Source organism: Sagittula salina (genome assembly GCF_017813235.1).
GTDB classification, from domain to species: domain Bacteria; phylum Pseudomonadota; class Alphaproteobacteria; order Rhodobacterales; family Rhodobacteraceae; genus Sagittula; species Sagittula salina.
Genome location: NZ_JAGISH010000008.1, coordinates 204,054 through 223,387, shown reverse-complemented (window position 1 = coordinate 223,387; position 19,334 = coordinate 204,054). Strand labels below are relative to the sequence as shown.

The window sequence follows — 19,334 nt, the reverse complement described above, 5'->3', positions numbered from 1 at the left end:
TCTACGTGATCTTGTCTGGCAGATTGGCCGTGACGACCCGACCGTCGCCCTTCCTGTTGTCGAGAGGTTGCTCGCCGAGGAAATTACAGCCCCTGCGCACAATGACCTGCGCAGCATTCGCGCGGATCTTCGCCGCAAGGCGGCGTTGACGTCGTCTCGTCCGGGGCCAGCCGAGATCTCTGCATCCTTGGATGGTGGGCTGCCAGCGAGTGTGGAGCAGCTTCGTGCGCTGGTGATGGAGTTTTTTGACGAATTGCAGAAGGATATCCGCGCTGGTGATAGTGGAGTGATCGATCAGTTTTACAATGGGACTGGACGGCTCGACGAGGTTGGCGCGATGTTCCGGGTTTCCGCGTGGCTCAAGCCCCGCCTGCATTCCTTCGACATTCACGACGTTGTAGAACATCAGCTGGGCGCTCGTAATCGATGTGACCTCACGGCGACGCGAATGGTCCGCGGGCAGGCCAGAATGCTCGTGATTGATGGCAAGGGACAGTGGCACCGAGATCTCTTCTCCGCGGCAGAATCTCAGCTTGCAGATCGCTACTCGGTGCATCAGCACGCCGATGAACAAGGGATCATTTTTTGTCATATGGTATGGACCAGAATGGCCTGTCGCCGGCTTGATCCGGCACAAATATCGGACTGCATCGCAACTCCAAGCCGCGATCGAGGAGCGCCTGCCGGATGAACTGCGAGGGCGTTTGGACATCTTTGTGCTTGATGTTTCTCGGTCTCGAGCAGTGAGCACGTAGAACCACTCCAGAGAATCTTCGTGCGCCAATCCAACTGAAGCCCGGGTCAGCACGACGTTCGCTTTACAGCATAATTGCCGGTGGACCCAGCACGGTTCGTAACTCACGGCCCACACCTGCCGTTCGCTTCTTTGCCGAGCGCTGCGGTGCAGCTTCACTAAACCGGCCATTCGTCCACCGCGCAGCATTTTCGGAGAGTGAAGGTCGGCAGTGCGGACAAAGTGAGCTTTCGCTGCTGTTGTCGCCAATGGCAACTTTCACGACTATATCTCCTCCGGCAATTCGCCTGATGGCCGTGCCAAGTCCTTCAACGCCTCTTTGCGGCGGGAGAGGGTTTCATGCCATTCCTGCGCCTCTCGGTCTGAAAAGAAACTCGCGGACGGTGCAAGGCGTTTTACAGCGTCATGGACCTCTTCCAAGCCGACTCGAAAGAACTCTTTTCGCATGTTGGAAGCGTTCACACGGCGGTGTGCGAACTCTTTGTGTAGAGCGCTTTCGAGGGCGGGGGCTTCATCCGAGTAAATCATGGCGTGTGTGTCGAAGCCGAACGGGACGCTTGCGTCGCCAAGCTCTTTCACACGGTCATCGGGTTCAAGCCGCCGGGTCAGACCGATCTTCACCACATCCTCGCCAAAGGAACCGATATTCGAGATGATGTAGACGTAGCCAGATTTAGTCATCTCAGCCATTGCGCGGGCGCGCTCGCTTGTGGCGTGAGCTTCGGCCAAGGCCGCTTCAAGCTCCGCAATGCGGCTTTCATCGACGCCAGCCTCAGAGCGGGCCTTATCTAAGAGTTTCTGATACCGTTCCTCTTCACGCTCTGCCGCTTCAGCTTCCGCCAGCAGCTTTTTCTCTTCCCGTTCTGCGCGGGCCAGTTCCGCGCGCTCTTCTTTCTCCACCTTAAGCCGCTCACGGTATTCATGGGTCGCGTGCAATTCGTCCAGCTTGAGGCTGACATATTGATCACTGATGCGTAGGTTCATGGACTCGTTCGCTTTATCGATTTGCGTCGCCGCATTGAGAATACGCTTCTCCATCGCGTTGACGTTGTTCCAGCGTGTGTTTGCGGTCGCGGCTTCACATTCGTTGTTGAAAGCCCGCATGGTCAAACGGGTCTGGCGGTTAATCATCGTCTGACCCTTGGCGCGGCTTCCGTCCACTTGCCAATCAGTTGGACAAAGAGTTGAGGTTTTTGCCGAGACCATTACTTTCTGGCGGTCTCGGATACTTTTGATCTCTTGCTTGTATTCGTCAGCGTCGTTGAACTCGAAATGAGGTTCATAGACGCCCAGCTCCGCGAAAGAGAGCTTTTCATCATAAATCGCGACTTGTTGCTCTAGCTTTTTCAGCGTGGCGCGCTTCTCAGAATAAGAGCTACGTGTCTCTTCGATTTGCTTCTGTATCTCTGTCGCCGTGTCTTTTAGTGTCGAGACTTCATCCTCAACAGCCGTAATGGGCGCGTATTTTTCCTTGAGCACGTCTGCGGTTGCTTCTGCTTCCGTAATCCTCTTTTCGGCGCGGTTCTTTGCACCACGAGCGCGAAGCCAGAGGATCAAAAGAAGGATGGGTAGGAGCAACCAAGCGATTGCGAAAATCGTAATGGGGTCCACTGTTTGCAACCTTTCAATGTCTTTTTGTCAATCGGACTTGTGCAGCGTAGTCGATCACGGAGAAGATTTGCAGACCTTCACCGGACTTTAACGAATATGCAAGTTGGGCTCACTGCCGCCATTGAGGGCAAACAGCCGCGTTTGACAGCTTGAATGTCAGGTTCCGGGAAGTCGAGGCGCGATTTGTGCATGTGTGACAACGAGAGCCAACCTCGCTTCGTCCCGGTCACTTTGGGCTGGGAGCGGACAAATGCACCCGCAGCGAAGCCGTGGCATGGTCACGATCAGTTTGGGCTCGAAGCCAACATGCGGCGCTGCAGCACGCGAATCTTGACCTTGCTCGGCTGGGCGCGGCCAACCAGATGACCGCTCCCGGCCCGGAGCCGACCTTCACGCCAGGCGCAGCGGATGACTGATTCTAGCCCCAACGCGGACTTTGGCATCCGTTGCGGGGCATTCAACGGCCGTGGGCATATCCCTTGCAGCTCAGTTGTCGCTGCTTGCGACCAGCGACGGAGGTATAGCTTAAACACGGCTCCGAATACTTAATGGGGGGGCGGCCAAGCAAGGCACCTTTTCCCTGTCGTGATAACATATGGCTGAACGCTAACTCTCTTGCGTGCAAACGTAAAACAGTTACGCTTTAATTGGGCGCATTTTGAGGGCATCATCTTGACCAACTCCCAAAGTCAATGGACTGAGTTCTCGGACAATACTCATAGGAGCCTGAAACGCCTTGTTGTAGTGGATGCTTGGTTTCAGCGGTCCGCCGAGGACCCGCGCCGCTTCACACTGTACGCGGATGTCAGTTTCAACATAGAGCGCCTTGGAGGCGGAAGAGAGACTGCTGTGACCTTCAAAGTCGGGGTCAAGCAGTGTGAAATAGTGTTCATCCGCCCACTCGATGGATTCTCCGTAGATCGCTCGAGCGTGCGGCGTCAAAAGCCCATGGGCGCCCAAGAGATTGCGCTAACTAAGAAGAAGAAATCCTCCGGAAGTGTTCGCTCTAAGCTTAGCCTCTCCCGAACCCCCGCCTTCGATGCTGGAGCCGAGGCGGAGTTGAGCGCGGTTTCCGAAAGATCTACCACTTCTAGCCTCTCTAAGAGCTCCTATAATGAGCAGTTCACGCGCTCCCGAGAGGGCCACGATGCATGGACCGTGAACGGCGAAGAGCTGGGCGGCTGCCTCAAAGGCCCAGTGTTTGATGTGCAAACGGAGCCCCGCTTGACCTTGATTGATTTACGAGAAGAGGAAAGACGCTTGCGCGAGGAAACCAAGGCAATGACCCCCATTACTCGCATCGAAGTGCGCTGCTTGCGTGAAGACATTGACATCCACGACGTCAAGCTCAAGGACGAAGAGCAAGAGGGGCGGCTGTTTGGAAAGCCGGGGAGCAAGGAACGCTTGCTGATTGCCCGAGGAGTAATTCGCGAAGCGCTATTGGCAGAAGGGCTGTCCGTCGGCCAACTCATAGATGATCCCTATGCGGAGATGACAATTTGCGATGCGACAATCCCAATCCTTGATCAGAGCTCTTGAAGCAGCCGCGGAGGTACTGTCCTCTGACAGCCAGGATTTGAAGGAACTTGCGGCAAAAGCGGCCGCGACCTCCGGGATCCCTGCAGAAAGGATTCTCATGAATATTGATCTGACAGGGATTAACCTTTCCGGAAAGCAGATCGATTACCTCACGGACAGGGGAGCTCAATATCACGCCGCTCATATTACAGTTGAGCAGCGAGTGAAATTTCAGAAAGGTGATCGGGAGCTCCGCACGCGCCAGAGGCGCAGGAAGATTCGGTCGATCCGCGTCGAGTTGATCTTGGACTTTGTCGAAACCTTCGAGTGCCAGAATACTCCGCTCGGTGAACTGAAGCGAACCCCGTTCCCCGAGGCCCCACTCTTGAAGGATATACTGCTCTCTCCTTTGAGAAGGGACTATCCTGCAGATAAACCGTTAGATGAGAGGTACACGCAGCGTGTTCTCGTAAGGTTAATTCGTTTTGCTGAAGAGGACAATTTTGATTTCTTTCTAGAGCTATTTGGCCTACTAGGAGATCTACAATGCGAGATCGGTCAAGTCACTTTCAGACTTATTGTGGATGACTATTTTCAAAGGTTTGGGGACGCAGTTGGAGACTTGATCGGGAAACTCCAGCCGAGCGTTGCTCTGGACGCGCAGTGGATATACGTGGATCCCATTGATAAGCCTTTGAACGGAGGGGGGGAGCATAAGAACGATAGAGCTCGAGATGTTCTTTTCAGCTCAATCCTCCGCAGAGCTGAGCAAATCAACAAGCACCGAGCCATCCATGCCGGAGCGATCGAGGACGTACTAGATCACCTTGATGACCCTTTACAGAAATTGGACTTCATCGAAACAGTCGAGTTCAATTGCAGTGCCGACGAAGCCGAGCGTATCGCTCTCCGTATCATCAAGGCTGATTGGCCAGCGTCGCGTACTCGTCAGGTCCTGGAAGCCAAGGTTCCCACGAAGGTTCGTAGCGCCTTGTTCCGCCAGATTATGCACCAAGGGAGCGTGGAAAGGACCTTGGAGATGCTCAGATGGCTAAACAACAATCGTGGGGCGGTCGGGGCGCTCTCACTAGATGACGCGCTCGCCCGGATCAACAGCTTCGCTCCCCTATTCGACTTTGCCTCAGACGTTCACATGGATCTGTCAGTGAACCAGATCAACGTTTTGCGCCAAGCTCTCGACCGAACTGCGAAAGACTCCGCACAGAGAGCCAAGGTGCGAAGATTACTATCCGACTGAGGGTACTCTTCATCGCCTTCGCCGGCTTCTTTTGGGTGCTTCGGACGAACGTATTCTTCTCGGGGAGGTAGGCTAAGCTCTGAGGCACGACCGCCTCGGGGATTGACTCGGTGAGGTCCGCTTCCTGCACATCGCTGCCATTCATGCGGTGTGCAACGAAGGTCAGCTCTCCGCCCGTCGCGCTCATGAATTGGTCCAAGCGCCAATCTCTCCTGCCAGCCGCGCGATCAGCAGTCGCAGCCGCTTGACCATCAGGTCATCTCCGCTTCCATCCTCGGCGATCCTGCGCAACTGGTCCAGCGCCCATGACGTCCGGTCGATCTGTCGGGCGGCTGTCATGAGGTGGGAGACCGCGTCGTCGAAGTCGAGGGGGGAGGCGTCGTAACCTCGGTCGGCGTGCAGGTGCTTTAGGGCATGCAGGGCCACGCCAGCCGCGAAGGCGGGGTCCTTCTGCGCGAAGTCCCGGGCGGCGCGGATCAGCGTGGCGGGCGCGGCCTCGTGGTCGGCGGCGCAGTCGAGGGCGATGTCGAGATATCCGGCGGTCTTCGCGGCGGCGAACCATTTCCCCTTCCGTCCGTGATGCGCCATCAGGTCCTCGAGGACCCTGCGCGGTTCCCTGTCAGGGTAGCGCTTCACGAGGTCGCGCCACATCGCCAGCCACGTGCCGCCTACCGTCATCGGCAGGCCATAGCGAGCATAGGCCTCGTCCGCCTTGCCTTGACGGATCAGAAGGGTTTCGCAGAACTGCGCAATGGCACGATACCCCGGCGGCATGCGTTCCCCTTCGAGCAGCGCCGCGGCGCGCGCCAGGGCCTCGGCCTCGCGGCCCTGGCGGACAAGCGCCTCGGCCGCGAATTTCTCATGGAACCACAGCCGCGTCCTGGCGCTGTCCACGAGGGCGAGCAATTCCTCGTGGCGGCCTGCCTCGAGCAGGCAGGAGAGGGTCAGCGTGGCGCTCGGGACATGCGAGAAGCGGGCGTGATCCGCCCATGCGACCGAGATCAGGTCGAGATCGCGATCCGCGTGGTCGTTGATCACCGACGGCACCTGAGCGATCTCGCCGAAACGGTCGGCGAGCGGGGCGAGATAGTCGACGCCGTCGTCGAGAATGGCCCTGCGCAACCGCTCCGTCCAGGCAGCGCGCGTGCTCTCGTCCGCCGGGGCGTCGATCAGGATCGGGGCCAGGTCTTCGAGGGTGCGCGCCACGGCCGTGCCGAGCGCGCCGGAGGAGGTGTCGATATGCTCGAAGGCCGGCCAGATGCGTTCCGCGAGCGCGATGACGCCCTCGCCGGCCGCGACGGCATCGCTCTTCCGCACGGCCTTGATCTCGCGCGTCGCCGCCTTCAACCGCGCGGTGGCCTTCGCCGTGCCGCGCCAGCCGAATGCGCCAGCGCGCATGCCGGGCTTGAAGGCCCATTTGTGGGTCGTGTTTCGCGCCATGTCATCCTCTTGTCCTGTCGAGACTGACACAGGCAGGTTCCAGGATGAAGACCCGGGCGCCTTTGGCCGAACCACATCGACAGGGCCGATCGGGTTGACCTTTCGTCGGTGATCCGGCCATCGGGCCTGCGCAGGAAGGGAGCGATCACATGACCAGCGACAGGGATATCCGCGAGAAACTTGCCAAGCTCGAGCATCTGTTCGCCCGAGGTGCCACCCCCGGCGAACGGGCCGCGGCCGGTGCGGCGCGTGACCGGCTTCAGGCCAGGCTGGATGTCGGAACCGCGGACGACGCGGACCCGGAGATCGAGCTGCAGTATTCCCTGCCGGACGTCTGGTCGGTGCGCATCTTCGTGGCGCTCTGCCGCAAGCACGGGGTGCGACCCTATCGCTATCCCCGGCAACGTCGAACCACCGTCATGGTCCGGGCGCGGCAAGCCGGTTTCGAACGCACGGTCGCCGCGGAGTTCCGCACCCTCCACCGCGAGGTGACGGCGTATTTCGACGAGACGGTGAACCACCTCATCGCCGACGCCATGAAATCCGATGGCGACGACAAGACGCTCGAGCAGCGGCAGCTTCCAAAATAGCACGCCAAGCCGAGCCACCGGCCAGGGGCGTCGGCAGAGAATATACTGGGCACATCCGCCAAGGCCCTGCGCGCGTCGGCGTTCTTGGATCGTCGCACCCGGAGGCGCCATCCAATCTTGTTGGAATTCTGAGTAGCGATATCAGCGTGGGATGTTTCCTCTGGCAAGTAGAAACGAGCGCCGCCGCGCTCGTGGTCGTCTCCCGTCAGCGGCCGGGACTGCGAAGGCTGCCAAGGCGGCCCTCTCCGACAGATGGCATGGGAATTTGTCCGGGATGCACGTCGTTGCTTCCGCTCATGCGGATGCCACCACCTCTGGGGACTGATCAGGTCCCCGCAGCGCGCTGCTTTTCGGTGATGCATAACACAGTTCACGAGCGTCCAGTGGTTCTGGGTTTCGCTGCCTCCTTTCTCTTCGCTCATCGTGCAGTCCCGAACGGCATCTTCATTCCGTCCGTCATAGGGAAGAAGTGGAACGGTCGAGATCAGACGGAAATTTTTTCCGCCAGTAGTCTCAGAATATCTGTCCAGACCTCACGGAGACACCTCTCCATGATCTCTGTCGGTGCTCCCGGGAAGGTGTCCGGTGCGGACGGGAACGCCGCTGTCCGGCCGGGGTGTCACAGCGCTTGGGGCCAGGGTCGTCAATCGGCACCATGACACCGAATGACGACCCTGGCAGAGGATTCTCCTCACGGCCGAAGAGAGCCGAAGTTTTTTCTTCGTTCTGCGGGCGGCTGGCCAATCTCCAAATCGAGAGACGGGAACAACGGTCAATCGACGCAAGCAGGAGCACGGGGAGAAGATCGGAAAAGAAAGGCGGACAGGCTTGATGCTGCCACGACTGGCAGATGACGCACAACCAACAGGAGGACCACCATGCTGCGCAAGCTCCCAACGAAGACCCTGTCCGTAGATCCGCAACTCGCTGCCGTTCGCGCGCATTTCGACAAGCACGGATCGGCTCTATGCAACGCCGCGGGGCTGATCGACGGTGAGTCCGGAATCGCGCGCGTCCTGCGCCTCATGTCCGGCTTGCGCGAAGCCTCGCGCCTCGATCGGGCGACGCGGCGCAGACTCGTCGATCTGCATCGGCTCCTGTCGCTCGATCCGGTGGTCGACGCGTTCGAACCCGACCTGTCGTCCTGGGTTCTCCTCGACCCTGCCAGTCCGGAAGTGGAAGAGCTCTGCCTGCTCACCGACCGGCTCTATGACCTTCTGGTCGAGATCGGCGAACGGGACGACGAGCGGGACGCGCTGGCGCTCGCTCTCCAGGCCCAGGACGCGGCGTGAACTACGGCGCCGGCCATGCTCGGTTTGCAAGGTCGGCGCCGCACTGTCAGACGGAAGCAAGGATCGATGCCCAACCTTGCACCGCCTTGAAACTTCGCCGGCGGTGCGGCGCGACAGCCGAAAAAAATCCTGCGCCTGGCAGATTTCTTCTTCGTTATGCCGACGAACGACTAATTTTCTCGTCACCAGCACCCAAGACCAGTCATCACAACCATCCGAAAGGACCCTGCCAACGCCCAAACATCTCCCCGCGACGGAATATGACGCCGAAGAATAGGCACACCAGCACCGTTTCCGCATCGCATGAAAGGGAGAACATCATGCTCAACACCGCCACCCTCGACACTGCCGAGGCCCGTCTCGGCGCCGCATATGCGGTGGAGCAGCACCTCCGCCGCCACGGCGCGAGCCTCTGCGACCTGCTCGACGCACTCGATGATCCGAGCGGCTTCGCCGCGCTCTGTGACCTGCATGGCGCCTTCGGGCAGCCGATCCCGGATACAGATGCCGTCGAGGCCGCGCTGCGGGACATTCGGCGTATCCTGGCCGATCAGGCATCGTCTTCGCTCGACCGGATCGGTCATGAGCGAGGCCTACCAGCCTCCGACATGACACGGTGGCACGGCGCGCGCGTCAGCGATCTTCTCGCTCGGTTCCGACATGCCGACTGAGACCGGGGCACGTTGTGCCCTTCAGGTGGCGCGCCAGCGCCGCCTGAGCGTCTATCCTGACGAGTTCGGGTTGGAGCAGGACATCTGCGACGTAACGCTGTGGCTCATCGAGATGCACAGCCTTTCTCGTGTCCATGTCTGGGTGGACCGGCACTACACCCAGATCGGTCGGCAGATCGCCGGCGTGACCGTCATCACTTCGCCGAGACACCCGGCGCCGCTGACCGAGGCGGCGCACGAGGCGTTTCTCGCGCTCGGCTACACGATCGAAGATACCCGCGCAGACACCTACGGCCATCAGTTTTGCGACGGCCATCACTCGAGGCACGAGGTCATCCAGGCCTACGCGCGCATCGAGGGTGCGTTGCGACGCTGGCGATCCCCATAGGCAATTCGCAGGCACTTCGGAAAAGGGCGGCGAAAGCCGCCCTTCTTTCCTCCTGTCGGGTTCGGCACACAGCCAACTTACGCCTTCCGATCAGGTTTCTGGAAACCGTGTCCTGTCTCCATCTGCCTCAGGCGCGAAACGCTCTCATGTAGCGCGTCAAAATCACCCAACATGCTCCGCCTTGGGCAATAAATGACCCGGAGCGCCGACTACCGACACCGTGGATCGGAAATGCTGTAGGAAAAAGACCCCCGTTGCCACGCGGGCAGCGAGGCCATGGGCCCCATAAAAGCAGAAACTGACAAGGAAAAACGGCCCGCCTCCCGGAGGGGAAGCGGGCCGAACTTTTACTCATGTCGGAGAACTCAGGGGGGACCTGCCAGCAGGACTGTCACGGCAGCATTTTCCCACCAAAACAGGCTTGGATACGCGTTCTCAAGAAACCCAGTGATTTCAATCCTTAACGGACTCCTGGCAATACAAGTCCCGACCCTTGGCAGGCGAATTCACGGATTTTGGCATAACTACGCCCGTAAAAACACACACCAATTCACGCCCGCGATTATCCGCACTTGGAGTGACCGCACGAGGAGCACGTCATGCAGCCTTCGACCATCATCATGGAGAACTGCCCGCACGATGGGCATGACTTGCCACGAGGAGCGTCCAAGCCCACGACCTTTGCCGTCGGATCCGACTTCAAGCCCATGCCCTCGCCTTCAAGGAAGCCGATCGCCACGAGGTGACGCTCGATCACGCCGCCAATGGCCGCGAGGATTGACGGGATGTATTTGCCCTGCACCCAAGCGCCGCCGCGCGGGTCGAAGACCGCCTTCAGCTCCTCAACGACAAACGATACGTCCCCGCCGCGCCGGAACACCGCAGAGATCATTCGCGTCAGCGCCAGCGTCCAGGCATAGTGTTCCATGTTCTTGGAGTTGATGAAGACCTCGAAGGGCCGCCGGTGACCCGAAACGATAATGTCATTGATGGTCAGGTAGATGGCGTGCTCGCTGTCAGGCCACTTCAGCTTGTAGGTGTTGCCCTCCAGGTATTCGGGCCGGTCGAGCGGCTCCGCCATGTAGATGACATCGCCATGCGGCGCCATCGGCTCCGCATCGGTGTTCGCTACCATCTCGGGCGATTTCTTCTCCTCCGACACCGACAGGACAGAGCCGGTCACGTCGTTCGGGCGGTAGGTGGTGCAGCCCTTGCAGCCGGATTCGTAGGCGGCCATGTAGACCTCCTTGAAATCCTCGAAGGAAATGTCCTCCGGGCAATTGATCGTCTTCGAAATGGACGAATCCACCCATTTCTGCGCCGCCGCCTGCATCCGCACGTGATCGAGCGGGGCCAGTGTCTGCGCGTTCACGAAGTAGTCGGGCAGTTCCGCGTCCTCGCCGTGCAGTTCGCGGTACATCTTCACCGCGTAGTCGACCACCTCTTCCTCGGTCCGGGTGCCGTCCTTCTGCAGCACCTTGCGGGTGTAGGCATAGGCAAAGACCGGCTCGATCCCCGAGGACACGTTGCCTGCATAGAGCGAGATCGTCCCCGTCGGCGCGATCGAGGTCACCAGCGCGTTGCGGATACCGTGTTCGCGCACCGCGGACCGCACGTCCTCGTCCATCTGCATCATGTTGCCCGACGCCAGGTACTTCTCGGCGTCGAACAACGGGAAGGCACCCTTCTCCTTCGCCAGATCCACGGAGGCCAGGTAGGAGGCCCGCGCGATGGCCTTCAGCCAGCGTTCAGCCACCTGCGCCGCCTCTTCGGTGCCGTAGCGCTGGCCGCACATCAGCAGCGCGTCCGCCAGCCCCGTCACCCCGAGGCCGATCCGGCGCTTGTTCTGCGCCTCCTCGGCCTGCTGGGGCAGCGGAAAGCGCGACACGTCCACCACGTTGTCCATCATGCGGATGGCGCAGGCAACCAGCTCGGACAGCTTCTCCTCGTCCAGATGCGCGGCGTCCGAAAACGGTTCCGCAACCAGCCGCGCAAGGTTCACGGACCCAAGAAGGCAGGCGCCGTAGGGCGGCAGTGGCTGCTCCCCGCAGGGGTTGGTCGCCGCGATGGTCTCGCAATAGGACAGGTTGTTCGCCTTGTTGATCCGGTCGATGAAGATCACCCCCGGCTCGGCGTAATCATAGGTCGCCTTCATGATGCGGTTCCACAGGTCGCGCGCCTGCAGGGTGTGATACACCACACCGTCGAACTGAAGTTCCCACGGGCCGTCCGCCTTCACCGCCTCCATGAAGTCGTCGGTGACCAGCACCGAAAGGTTGAACATGCGCAGACGGGCCGAATCCGCCTTGGCGGCGATGAATTGTTCCACGTCCGGGTGATCGCAGCGCATGGTCGCCATCATCGCGCCTCGACGCGAGCCCGCCGACATGATCGTGCGGCACATGGCGTCCCACACGTCCATGAAGGACAGCGGGCCCGAGGCATCCGCCGCCACACCCGCCACCGGCGCACCCTTCGGCCGGATGGTGGAAAAATCGTAGCCGATCCCGCCACCCTGCTGCATGGTCAGCGCGGCTTCTTTCAACATGTCGAAGATGCCCGCCATCGTGTCCGGAATCGTCCCCATGACAAAGCAGTTGAACAGGGTCACGGACCGATCGGTCCCCGCCCCGGCGGTGATGCGTCCGGCGGGCAGGTACTTGAAATCTTCCAGCGCAGTGTAAAACCTCTCTTCCCAGGTCTTGGGGTCCGTCTCTGCCTGCGCGAGGCTGCGCGCGATGCGGCGCCAGGTGTCCTCGACCGATTTGTCGACCGGGGCGCCATCGGCTTCCTTCAGGCGGTATTTCATATCCCAGATCTGTTCGGCGATGGGGGCAGCAAAGCGGGTCATGTGCAGCAGGACTCCAAGTTCGGAAAGAGCGGCCAGTTACCCCAGCCGGAATTGATTCCACAAGCCGTTCGGTTGAAATCCACCAGATTTCGACCCAAGGGAACCCGATCCATACCACATCCTGCTTCGCGGCTGAACAGCCGATTGGCTTTTCGCCCCGCCTGTGACACGCCTGTGACACCCCTGCGACGGCAGCACCTGCCGTTTTCCGGCACCTTGAAAACAGCGCAGCCGGCACTCCTGCTGCGCAGTGAGGCCGGCTGGCGGATTGATCAGGGATCAAGCGGATCCGGAACGTATGGAAGAGCCTGCCGCCCGCGGCGGGAAGCTCAGTTCTCGGTACGCAAGGACAGACGCAGCTCGCGCAGATCGCCCTGCTCCATGACGAAACTCGTCGCGTAGTTGCTGCAGAGCGACGCCAGCGAGCGGCGATGGTTGAGCGTGCCAATGAAGGCTGCAGCAAAGACCCCGAGCGCCACCACGAAGACAAAGATGGCAAAAGTCGCATCGCCGAGTCCCATGGTCACGGTGTCAAGCACCTCCAGCGACACGCTCGACATCGCGAGGAAATGCAGAGCACAGACGCCGACGACGATACCGCCCGCCGTCTTCATAAGCCCGAGTGCATTGGCGCGGCTGCGTGTCAGGGCCCAGCCAAGGCTGAGGACGGAAACCATGATGCCCGTGAACAGGATGAAGGGATTATAGGTGGCGAGGCAATTCTGCACGGCCGTCATCCCGGTCATGTGCATCGCCGCCACGCCAAGGCCGCTCAGGACTCCAAGGCACGCACGCTGGAACCTTGTGTAGAGAAATTCAGTCGACGCGAAGGGCACACCGACAAAGATGATCCCGATGAAGATCGACACGATCGTGAGTGTCAGATCGTAGGTCAGCGCGGCGTCGGGCCGGTAGCCGATCATTGCCACGAAATGCGTCGTCCAGACGCCGACCCCGGCGATCACCGCGATCCAGAATGCGCCGTACATACGCTGAGACGGGGTCGCGAGGTGCGAATACCGCATCAGCAATATCAGCGTGGCCGCCGTCAAGCTACACACCGCGGCGGCGGCGAGGACGAATCCCGCTTCCGTTTCGAGGACGCCGTGCAAAATATTTCCAAACATGACTCATAGTCTCACATCTTGATCACCTGCCCTCGGGATCGTCTGCGATAAAGGCGTATTTGTGGCAAATTCGTATTAGTACATGCCTCTTTCCGCAATTAACGCCCGCAAACCCGGATTTCCGGAAAACCCAGCAGAAACCCAGTCAAGCCGTTGTCTGCGCAACCTATTTCCGAAGCCCGGAGTAAATGCCTGAGCAGATGATTCTCCGACCATGCCGGCCCCACGGCGGCATCTGAGCCGGGCGGCGTTACCAGACCGGCCTCGACGTTCCGTCCTGCGCCGCGCCACCTTGAAGCACTCCCGCCCTGCCCCTATCCTCTGTCACTCGCCACACGGGGACAGCCCATGACCACCACCCACCTCATCAAGCTCTCAGTCGGCACGGAGACGGTGGAGGATCTCGCCGCTTGGCAGGCCTCCATGGCGCCGCGCTGGCCCGAAGGGTTGCCCCGCCACGTCACCCGCATGTGGCCGAAGCGCAAAAAGGAAGTGTTGAACGGCGGCTCGATCTTCTGGGTCATCAAGGGGCTGGTACAGGCGCGCCAGCGCATCCTGCGGCTGGACCCGGTCACCGGGCAGGACGGGATCGACCGCTGCGCCATCGTGCTCGACCCGGAAGTGATCCGCACCACCACCGCGCCGCGCCGCGCCTTTCAGGGGTGGCGCTACCTCGCACCCCAGGACGCTCCCGCCGATCTGCCCGCGCATCGCGCGTCCGAAGAAACCCTTCCCCCAGAGCTCGCCAACGCTCTGGCGGAAATCGGCATCCTTTAGCAGCAGCCAGAACGCAATCACTGTGCGTAGCGATCTTGATTTTTACCCGCCCCGACTGTGGCAGGCCAACGGACACGCACCCACGCCCCAAATAGCGCATCGAGCCGGGCAAAGCCCGGCCCGATGGCCAACACATGAGAGAGAGATTGCGCCGTTTCCGGCACAAGCCTGAGGAGATCGCCTAGAACGATCACCACACACTTGCCTGTTACTGCCTTGACTTTTTTTATTGTATGCACCGTCTCTACCCTGACGACGAGTCCCCGGACAAGCCCTTAAATAACTGGATTCAGGAAAATAAATGGTGGACCGGTTCACCTCTTGCCATCGTGTCCGCGTCCTTCCCCGCTTGCCCAAGACCATGCCAGCGCGCCAGCTTCCCGCAACCGTGACGCGACCAATCGCTGTGTCACCGGCGGGCGATATGCCGGGCTGGAGACCTCCGCCACCAGCCCAATCCGCTCCGCCAGCAGGCGCGCGCGCGGCGCATGAAAGCGGTCCGTGACGATCACCACCCGGGCAAAGCCTGCCAGCAGCGGGCGCGACAGCACGAGGTTCTCCAGCGTGGTGCGCGCCGCTTCCTCCAGCGCCAGCGCGGCCTCCGGCACGCCCGCCTCCGCGCAGACCATCGCCGCGATCCGTGCCTCCGACGGCGCATGCCAGCGTTCCGCACCGGAGCAGACCACCCGCGCCACCCGTCCTGCCTGGAACAGGGCGGCGGCGTGTTCCGCCCGTCGCCTCAGCGCGGGCGAGGCCACCCCGCCTTCCCGCACCATCGCCCCCAGCACCAGCGCACAGGTCCTCTCTTCCATCTGCCCTTCCATCCCGCGTTCCATCCGCTACCTTGCGCCCCAAGCGACAGGAGACACCATGACCGACATCTACACGCCCCCCAAAGTCTGGACCTGGGAAAAGCCCTCAGGCGGCACCTGGGCCAACCTGAACCGCCCCATCGCCGGCGCCACCCACGACAAGGACCTGCCGGTGGGCGATCACCCCTATCAGCTCTACTCCATGGGCACGCCGAACGGCCAGAAGGTCACCATCCTCTTCGAGGAGCTTCTCGCCGCCGGCCACGCCGCCGAATACGACGCATGGCTCGTCCGGATCGGCGATGGCGATCAGTTCGGCTCCGGATTCGTAGCGGCAAACCCGAATTCAAAAATCCCGGCGCTGGTCGACCGCTCCGGCGATACGCCCGTTCGGGTCTTCGAATCCGCCGCCATCCTGATGCACCTGGCGGAAAAATTCGACGCCTTCCTCGGCCCGCGCGAGATGCGCGCCGAAATGCTGTCCTGGCTGTTCTGGCAGATGGGCTCCGCCCCCTACCTCGGCGGCGGCTTCGGCCATTTCTACGCCTACGCGCCGGAGAAGTGGGAATACCCGATCAACCGGTTCACCATGGAGGTGAAGCGCCAGATGGACGTGCTCGATCGTCACCTGGCGGAAAACGAGTTCATGGTCGGGGATCATTACACCATCGCCGACATGGCGATCTGGCCGTGGTACGGTCGTACCGTGCATGGCGAAAGCTATGACGCCGGCGAATTCCTCGACGTGGGCAGCTACAAGAACCTGCTTCGCTGGGCCGATCAGGTCCTTGACCGCCCCGCCGTGCAGCGCGGGCGCATCGTCAACCGCGTGGGCGATGGCCTTGTCGAGAACCGGCATTCCGCAGCGGACATCGACAAGGTTCTGAACGGCTGAACGCAAAAGGGCGGGGTCGACGCCCCGCCCGTTCCCGAACATCCCCGATTCAGAGGTCGTCCCTGCCCGTGAAGGTTACTCGACGCCCAACTGCGCGCAGAGCGCCCGCAGTACGCCCCGATCCGCTTCGCTCAGCTGTGCCACCCGCGACCGGAACAGCGTCGCCTGCGACCGCAGGACGGGCGCCTCCGCCAGCAATTTCAGGTGGTTGGCGCGCAGTGTTTCACCCGAGGACGTGATGTCCGCGATGGCCTCTGCCGTGAGGTTCTTCACCGTGCCCTCGGTCGCGCCCTGACTGTCCACCAACTGGTAGTCCGCCACGCCGCCCGCGTGCAGATAGGCTCGCACCAGCCGGTGGTACTTTGTCGCGATCCGCATACGGAACCCGTGCCGCGCCCGGAAAGCCGCCGCCGCCGCATCCAGATCATCGAGCGTGTTCACGTCAACCCAGCAGGCAGGCACCGCCACGATCAGGTCGGCGTGACCAAAGCCCAGCTCTGCCAGAACCTGAACCTTCTGATCCCATTGCACCAGCTTTTCCTGCACGAGGTCGATGCCGGTGACACCGAGATGGATGCGCCCGGCGGCCAGTTCGCGCGGGATCTCGCCGGCGCTCAGCAGCACCAATTCGACGCCTTCGATGCCCTCGACCGCACCGGAATACTCGCGCTCCGACCCGGTCCGCGACAGCGACACACCGCGCGCCCCGAACCAGTCAAAGGTCTTCTCCATCAGCCGCCCTTTGGACGGCACGCCCAGCTTGATCGTCATGCGCCCACCTCCGGCCCTCGCCCGTCGCGCGCGTCGAGCTCCACCAGCAGGCCGGGGCGGATCACCGCGCCCACCGCCGGGATCTCGCGCCCCTGCCCCAGTTGCCGCGTCAGCGCGTCGTAGCGGCCGCCGGTGGCCACCGGCGGCCAGTCGGGTCTCTGCGGGCAGATAAATCCAAAGACGAAGCCGTCGTAATATTCCATCGACGACCGGCCATAGCCCGCGTCGAAGGCCAGCCGCGCCACGTCCACCCCGCGCGCCGCCAGCGCTTCGCAGCGGGCGTCATAGGCCTCTACCGCCGGGGCGATGGCGGGCATGTCCACGGCGATGTCGCGCATGCGCTCGAGCGCGTAGGGACACGCCTCGGAGACCCGCATCAGCGCGTCGATCAGCGTCACCTGCTCGGCCGAAAGCGTCGGCTCCTCTGCGTCGAGCCGCAAAAGCTCGACGCGTTGCCGGATCTCCGCCTCGCTGCGCAGGCCGATCATCGGACCGGCACCGGCCATCGGGTCAGACGCGGCCAAGAGCGCCGCGCGTGATGCAGGCATGGGCGCACGTCCCGAGTAGCGGTCCAGAAGCGCCCTGAAGCGCCGCGGCCGCCAGATATGCCGCATCAGGGCCGCCCGTCGCGCGGCAGAGGTGTCGAGCCCCTGCACCGCCGCCGTCAGGATTCCTATATCGCCAGTCACCGGACGCAGCCCGTAGGGTTCCAGCACTTCTGCGAACAGGGCAAAGACCTCTGCGTCCGCGGCCGCACCATTTCGGTCAAAGACTTCGTAGCCGACCTGAAAATACTCGGAGGCGCGCTCCGGGTGCGCCTCCTGCCGGCGAAAGACCTCGCCCGCGTAGGTGTAGCGCGCGGGCTCCGCGCCTTCGGCCATGTGCATCTGGACGACGGGCACAGTAAAATCGGGCCGAAGCACCACCTCGCCCCGTACCGGGTCCGTGGTGACGAAGGCCCGCGTGCGCACGTCCTCGCCGTAGAGGTCCAGCAAGATTTCCGCCGGTTGCAGCACCGCGCAGTCGACCGGCGCCGCCCCTGACGCGGCAAAACGCGCTTTCAGCGCCTCGGCCTTTGCCCGGATCAATGGCAGACTCACGAATACAGCCCCAGGATCTCGCGCACCTTCACCACCAGATCGCCACGCGGAATCTCGTACTGGCTGGGGCGCTCCTTCCATTCCTCAAGGCTCGCATCTTCTGCCAGCTTCGCACCAAGGATCAGGTCCTTGATCTGCACCACGCCGCGCTCCTTTTCGTCGCCGCCCTCGATGACGGCGACAGGCGAGAGGCGCTTGTCCGCGTATTTCAACTGGTTGCCAAAGTTCTTCGGGTTGCCGAGGTAGACCTCCGCCCGGATGCCCGCCTGCCGCAGTTCCGCGACCATGGCCTGGTAGTCGGCCATGCGCGCCTTGTCCATGACGGTGACGACCACGGGCCCCTGTTCGGTGCCGCCGATGCGGCCCTTCTCGCGCAGTGCCGCCAGCAGACGGTCGACGCCGATGGAAACGCCCGTCGCGGGCACCGCCTGCCCGGTGAACCGCTTCACCAGGTCGTCGTACCGCCCGCCCCCCGCAACGGACCCGAACTGCCGCTTGCGGCCCTTCTCGTCGAGGATCTCGAAGGTCAGTTCCGCCTCGAACACCGGCCCGGTGTAGTAACCCAAGCCCCGCACCACCGACGGATCGATGACGATGCGATCCGGCCCGTAGCCCTGGGCCTCCAGCAGCGTGGCAATCTCTTCCAGCTCGGCCACGCCCTCGGCGCCGACCTTGCTTTCACCGATGGCGGTGCGCAGATTGGCCAGCGTCTCGGAAGTCTCCAGTCGCCCGGAGGTCAGGAAAGCGATCACCGGCTCGGCCTGCTCGTCCGACAGGCCCACGCCATCGATATAGGCGCCCGACACGTCCAGCCGCCCTTTGCCCAGCAGCTCGCGCACGCCGCCTTCGCCCACCTTGTCGAATTTGTCGATGGTACGCAGCACGGCGTCACGCTGAGCGTCATCGGTCAGCCCCATGCATTCGAGCACGCCATTCAGGACCTTCCGGTTGTTCACCCGGACCAGGTAATCCCCGCGCGGAATCCCCACGATTTCAAGGCAATCCGCCAGCAGTGCGCAGATCTCCGCGTCAGCCGCCACCGATGCCGCGCCCACGGTGTCCGCATCGCACTGGTAGAACTGGCGATAGCGCCCCGGCCCCGGCTTTTCGTTGCGCCAGACCGGCCCCATGGCGTAGCGCCGGTAGGGCAGCGGCAGGTCGTTGCGATGCTGCGCGTAGACCCGCGCCAGCGGCGCCGTCAGGTCGTAGCGCAGCGCCATCCACTTCTCGTCCTCGTCCAGCCAGGCAAAGACACCCTCGTTCGGGCGGTCCACATCGGGCAGGAACTTGCCCAGTGCCTCCACCGTCTCCACGCCGGACGATTCCAGCGCCTCGAAACCGTAGCGATGGTACACCGCCGCGATGGCGCGCAGCATCTCTGCGCGCTCCGTCACCTCGGTCCCGAAGTAATCGCGGAATCCCTTCGGCGTCTCTGCCTTGGGGCGCGGGGTCTTCTTCTCTTTGGCCATTGGTCAACGT

At 62.0% G+C, this 19,334-nt stretch carries 17 protein-coding genes; 8 read left to right on the top strand and 9 right to left on the bottom strand.

From position 1 onward, the window contains the following. Position 1: 1 nt before the first annotated feature. Together J5474_RS15475 and J5474_RS15470 are read right to left on the bottom strand one after the other, a co-directional pair. Positions 2-574, bottom strand: coding sequence for a hypothetical protein (locus tag J5474_RS15475; RefSeq protein ID WP_209361818.1), 573 nt, complete (start codon positions 572-574; stop codon positions 2-4). Positions 575-1,018: 444 nt separating this feature from the next. Then, positions 1,019-2,365: an SNIPE associated domain-containing protein gene (locus J5474_RS15470; protein ID WP_209361817.1), complete on the bottom strand. Its 1,347-nt coding sequence runs from the start codon at positions 2,363-2,365 to the stop codon at positions 1,019-1,021. Positions 2,366-3,214: 849 nt separating this feature from the next. On the opposite strand from J5474_RS15470, the gene J5474_RS15465 reads away from it, so the two are divergent. Further along, positions 3,215-3,904: a hypothetical protein gene (locus J5474_RS15465; RefSeq protein ID WP_209361816.1), complete on the top strand. Its 690-nt coding sequence runs from the start codon at positions 3,215-3,217 to the stop codon at positions 3,902-3,904. Further along, complete coding sequence (locus tag J5474_RS15460) at positions 3,888-5,141, top strand: hypothetical protein (protein WP_209361815.1); 1,254 nt, start codon at positions 3,888-3,890, stop codon at positions 5,139-5,141. The genes J5474_RS15465 and J5474_RS15460 overlap by 17 nt, the downstream gene beginning before the upstream one ends. A 183-nt stretch (positions 5,142-5,324) precedes the next feature. On the opposite strand, the gene J5474_RS15455 is transcribed toward J5474_RS15460, so the two are convergent. Beyond that, on the bottom strand, positions 5,325-6,581 hold the full coding sequence (locus J5474_RS15455) for a hypothetical protein (protein ID WP_209361814.1): 1,257 nt from the start codon (positions 6,579-6,581) through the stop codon (positions 5,325-5,327). 149 nt (positions 6,582-6,730) lie between these two features. On the opposite strand from J5474_RS15455, the gene J5474_RS15450 reads away from it, so the two are divergent. The 4 genes from J5474_RS15450 (at position 6,731) to J5474_RS15435 (ending at position 9,522) form a co-directional block, all read left to right on the top strand. After that, positions 6,731-7,171 carry a hypothetical protein gene (locus tag J5474_RS15450; protein WP_209361813.1) on the top strand — a complete coding sequence of 147 codons (441 nt, stop codon included), beginning with the start codon at positions 6,731-6,733 and terminating at the stop codon, positions 7,169-7,171. 878 nt (positions 7,172-8,049) lie between these two features. Continuing rightward, entirely contained in the window at positions 8,050-8,463 is a 414-nt protein-coding gene (locus J5474_RS15445) for a hypothetical protein (protein WP_209361812.1), read from the top strand. A gap of 320 nt (positions 8,464-8,783) precedes the next feature. After that, positions 8,784-9,134, top strand: a complete 351-nt coding sequence (locus J5474_RS15440) for a hypothetical protein (RefSeq protein ID WP_209361811.1) — start codon at positions 8,784-8,786, stop codon at positions 9,132-9,134. After that, entirely contained in the window at positions 9,124-9,522 is a 399-nt protein-coding gene (locus J5474_RS15435; protein ID WP_209361810.1) for a hypothetical protein, read from the top strand. Before J5474_RS15440 ends, J5474_RS15435 begins: the two co-directional genes overlap by 11 nt. Positions 9,523-10,084: 562 nt before the next feature. Here J5474_RS15435 and J5474_RS15430 read toward each other — a convergent pair. Both J5474_RS15430 and J5474_RS15425 read right to left on the bottom strand, forming a co-directional pair. Beyond that, a complete protein-coding gene (locus tag J5474_RS15430; RefSeq protein WP_209361809.1) occupies positions 10,085-12,373 on the bottom strand; it encodes an adenosylcobalamin-dependent ribonucleoside-diphosphate reductase in 2,289 nt (762 codons plus the stop codon). Between the two features lie 329 nt (positions 12,374-12,702). Continuing rightward, positions 12,703-13,500 (bottom strand): MHYT domain-containing protein, encoded by a 798-nt coding sequence (locus tag J5474_RS15425; protein WP_209361808.1) that lies wholly within the window; start codon positions 13,498-13,500, stop codon positions 12,703-12,705. Positions 13,501-13,848: 348 nt separating this feature from the next. Here J5474_RS15425 and J5474_RS15420 point away from each other — a divergent pair, with 348 nt between their 5' ends. Next, positions 13,849-14,277: a DUF1489 family protein gene (locus J5474_RS15420; protein WP_209361807.1), complete on the top strand. Its 429-nt coding sequence runs from the start codon at positions 13,849-13,851 to the stop codon at positions 14,275-14,277. Positions 14,278-14,591: 314 nt separating this feature from the next. On the opposite strand, the gene J5474_RS15415 is transcribed toward J5474_RS15420, so the two are convergent. Continuing rightward, positions 14,592-15,089, bottom strand: coding sequence for a YdcF family protein (locus J5474_RS15415; protein WP_209361806.1), 498 nt, complete (start codon positions 15,087-15,089; stop codon positions 14,592-14,594). Between the two features lie 58 nt (positions 15,090-15,147). Here J5474_RS15415 and yghU point away from each other — a divergent pair, with 58 nt between their 5' ends. Continuing rightward, entirely contained in the window at positions 15,148-15,984 is an 837-nt protein-coding gene (gene yghU / locus J5474_RS15410) for a glutathione-dependent disulfide-bond oxidoreductase (protein ID WP_209361805.1), read from the top strand. A 75-nt stretch (positions 15,985-16,059) separates the two neighbouring features. Here yghU and hisG read toward each other — a convergent pair whose 3' ends face one another. The 3 genes from hisG to hisS are packed head-to-tail and all read right to left on the bottom strand — an operon-like array spanning position 16,060 to position 19,324. Beyond that, positions 16,060-16,755 (bottom strand): ATP phosphoribosyltransferase, encoded by a 696-nt coding sequence (gene hisG, locus J5474_RS15405; RefSeq protein ID WP_209361804.1) that lies wholly within the window; start codon positions 16,753-16,755, stop codon positions 16,060-16,062. Continuing rightward, positions 16,752-17,855, bottom strand: coding sequence for an ATP phosphoribosyltransferase regulatory subunit (locus J5474_RS15400; RefSeq protein WP_342454050.1), 1,104 nt, complete (start codon positions 17,853-17,855; stop codon positions 16,752-16,754). Before J5474_RS15400 ends, hisG begins: the two co-directional genes overlap by 4 nt. Then, a complete protein-coding gene (gene hisS, locus J5474_RS15395; RefSeq protein WP_209361802.1) occupies positions 17,852-19,324 on the bottom strand; it encodes a histidine--tRNA ligase in 1,473 nt (490 codons plus the stop codon). Before hisS ends, J5474_RS15400 begins: the two co-directional genes overlap by 4 nt. Positions 19,325-19,334: the final 10 nt, after the last annotated feature.

Bases quoted from the DNA above. Each gene is read 5' to 3' on its own strand.
- J5474_RS15455 (WP_209361814.1), bottom strand. From the start codon at position 6,581: ATGGCGCGAAACACGACCCACAAATGGGCCTTCAAGCCCGGCATGCGC.
- J5474_RS15450 (WP_209361813.1), top strand. From the start codon at position 6,731: ATGACCAGCGACAGGGATATCCGCGAGAAACTTGCCAAGCTCGAGCAT.
- J5474_RS15445 (WP_209361812.1), top strand. From the start codon at position 8,050: ATGCTGCGCAAGCTCCCAACGAAGACCCTGTCCGTAGATCCGCAACTC.
- J5474_RS15440 (WP_209361811.1), top strand. From the start codon at position 8,784: ATGCTCAACACCGCCACCCTCGACACTGCCGAGGCCCGTCTCGGCGCC.
- J5474_RS15435 (WP_209361810.1), top strand. From the start codon at position 9,124: ATGCCGACTGAGACCGGGGCACGTTGTGCCCTTCAGGTGGCGCGCCAG.
- J5474_RS15430 (WP_209361809.1), bottom strand. From the start codon at position 12,373: ATGACCCGCTTTGCTGCCCCCATCGCCGAACAGATCTGGGATATGAAA.
- J5474_RS15425 (WP_209361808.1), bottom strand. From the start codon at position 13,500: ATGTTTGGAAATATTTTGCACGGCGTCCTCGAAACGGAAGCGGGATTC.
- J5474_RS15420 (WP_209361807.1), top strand. From the start codon at position 13,849: ATGACCACCACCCACCTCATCAAGCTCTCAGTCGGCACGGAGACGGTG.
- J5474_RS15415 (WP_209361806.1), bottom strand. From the start codon at position 15,089: ATGGAAGAGAGGACCTGTGCGCTGGTGCTGGGGGCGATGGTGCGGGAA.
- yghU (WP_209361805.1), top strand. From the start codon at position 15,148: ATGACCGACATCTACACGCCCCCCAAAGTCTGGACCTGGGAAAAGCCC.
- hisG (WP_209361804.1), bottom strand. From the start codon at position 16,755: ATGACGATCAAGCTGGGCGTGCCGTCCAAAGGGCGGCTGATGGAGAAG.
- hisS (WP_209361802.1), bottom strand. From the start codon at position 19,324: ATGGCCAAAGAGAAGAAGACCCCGCGCCCCAAGGCAGAGACGCCGAAG.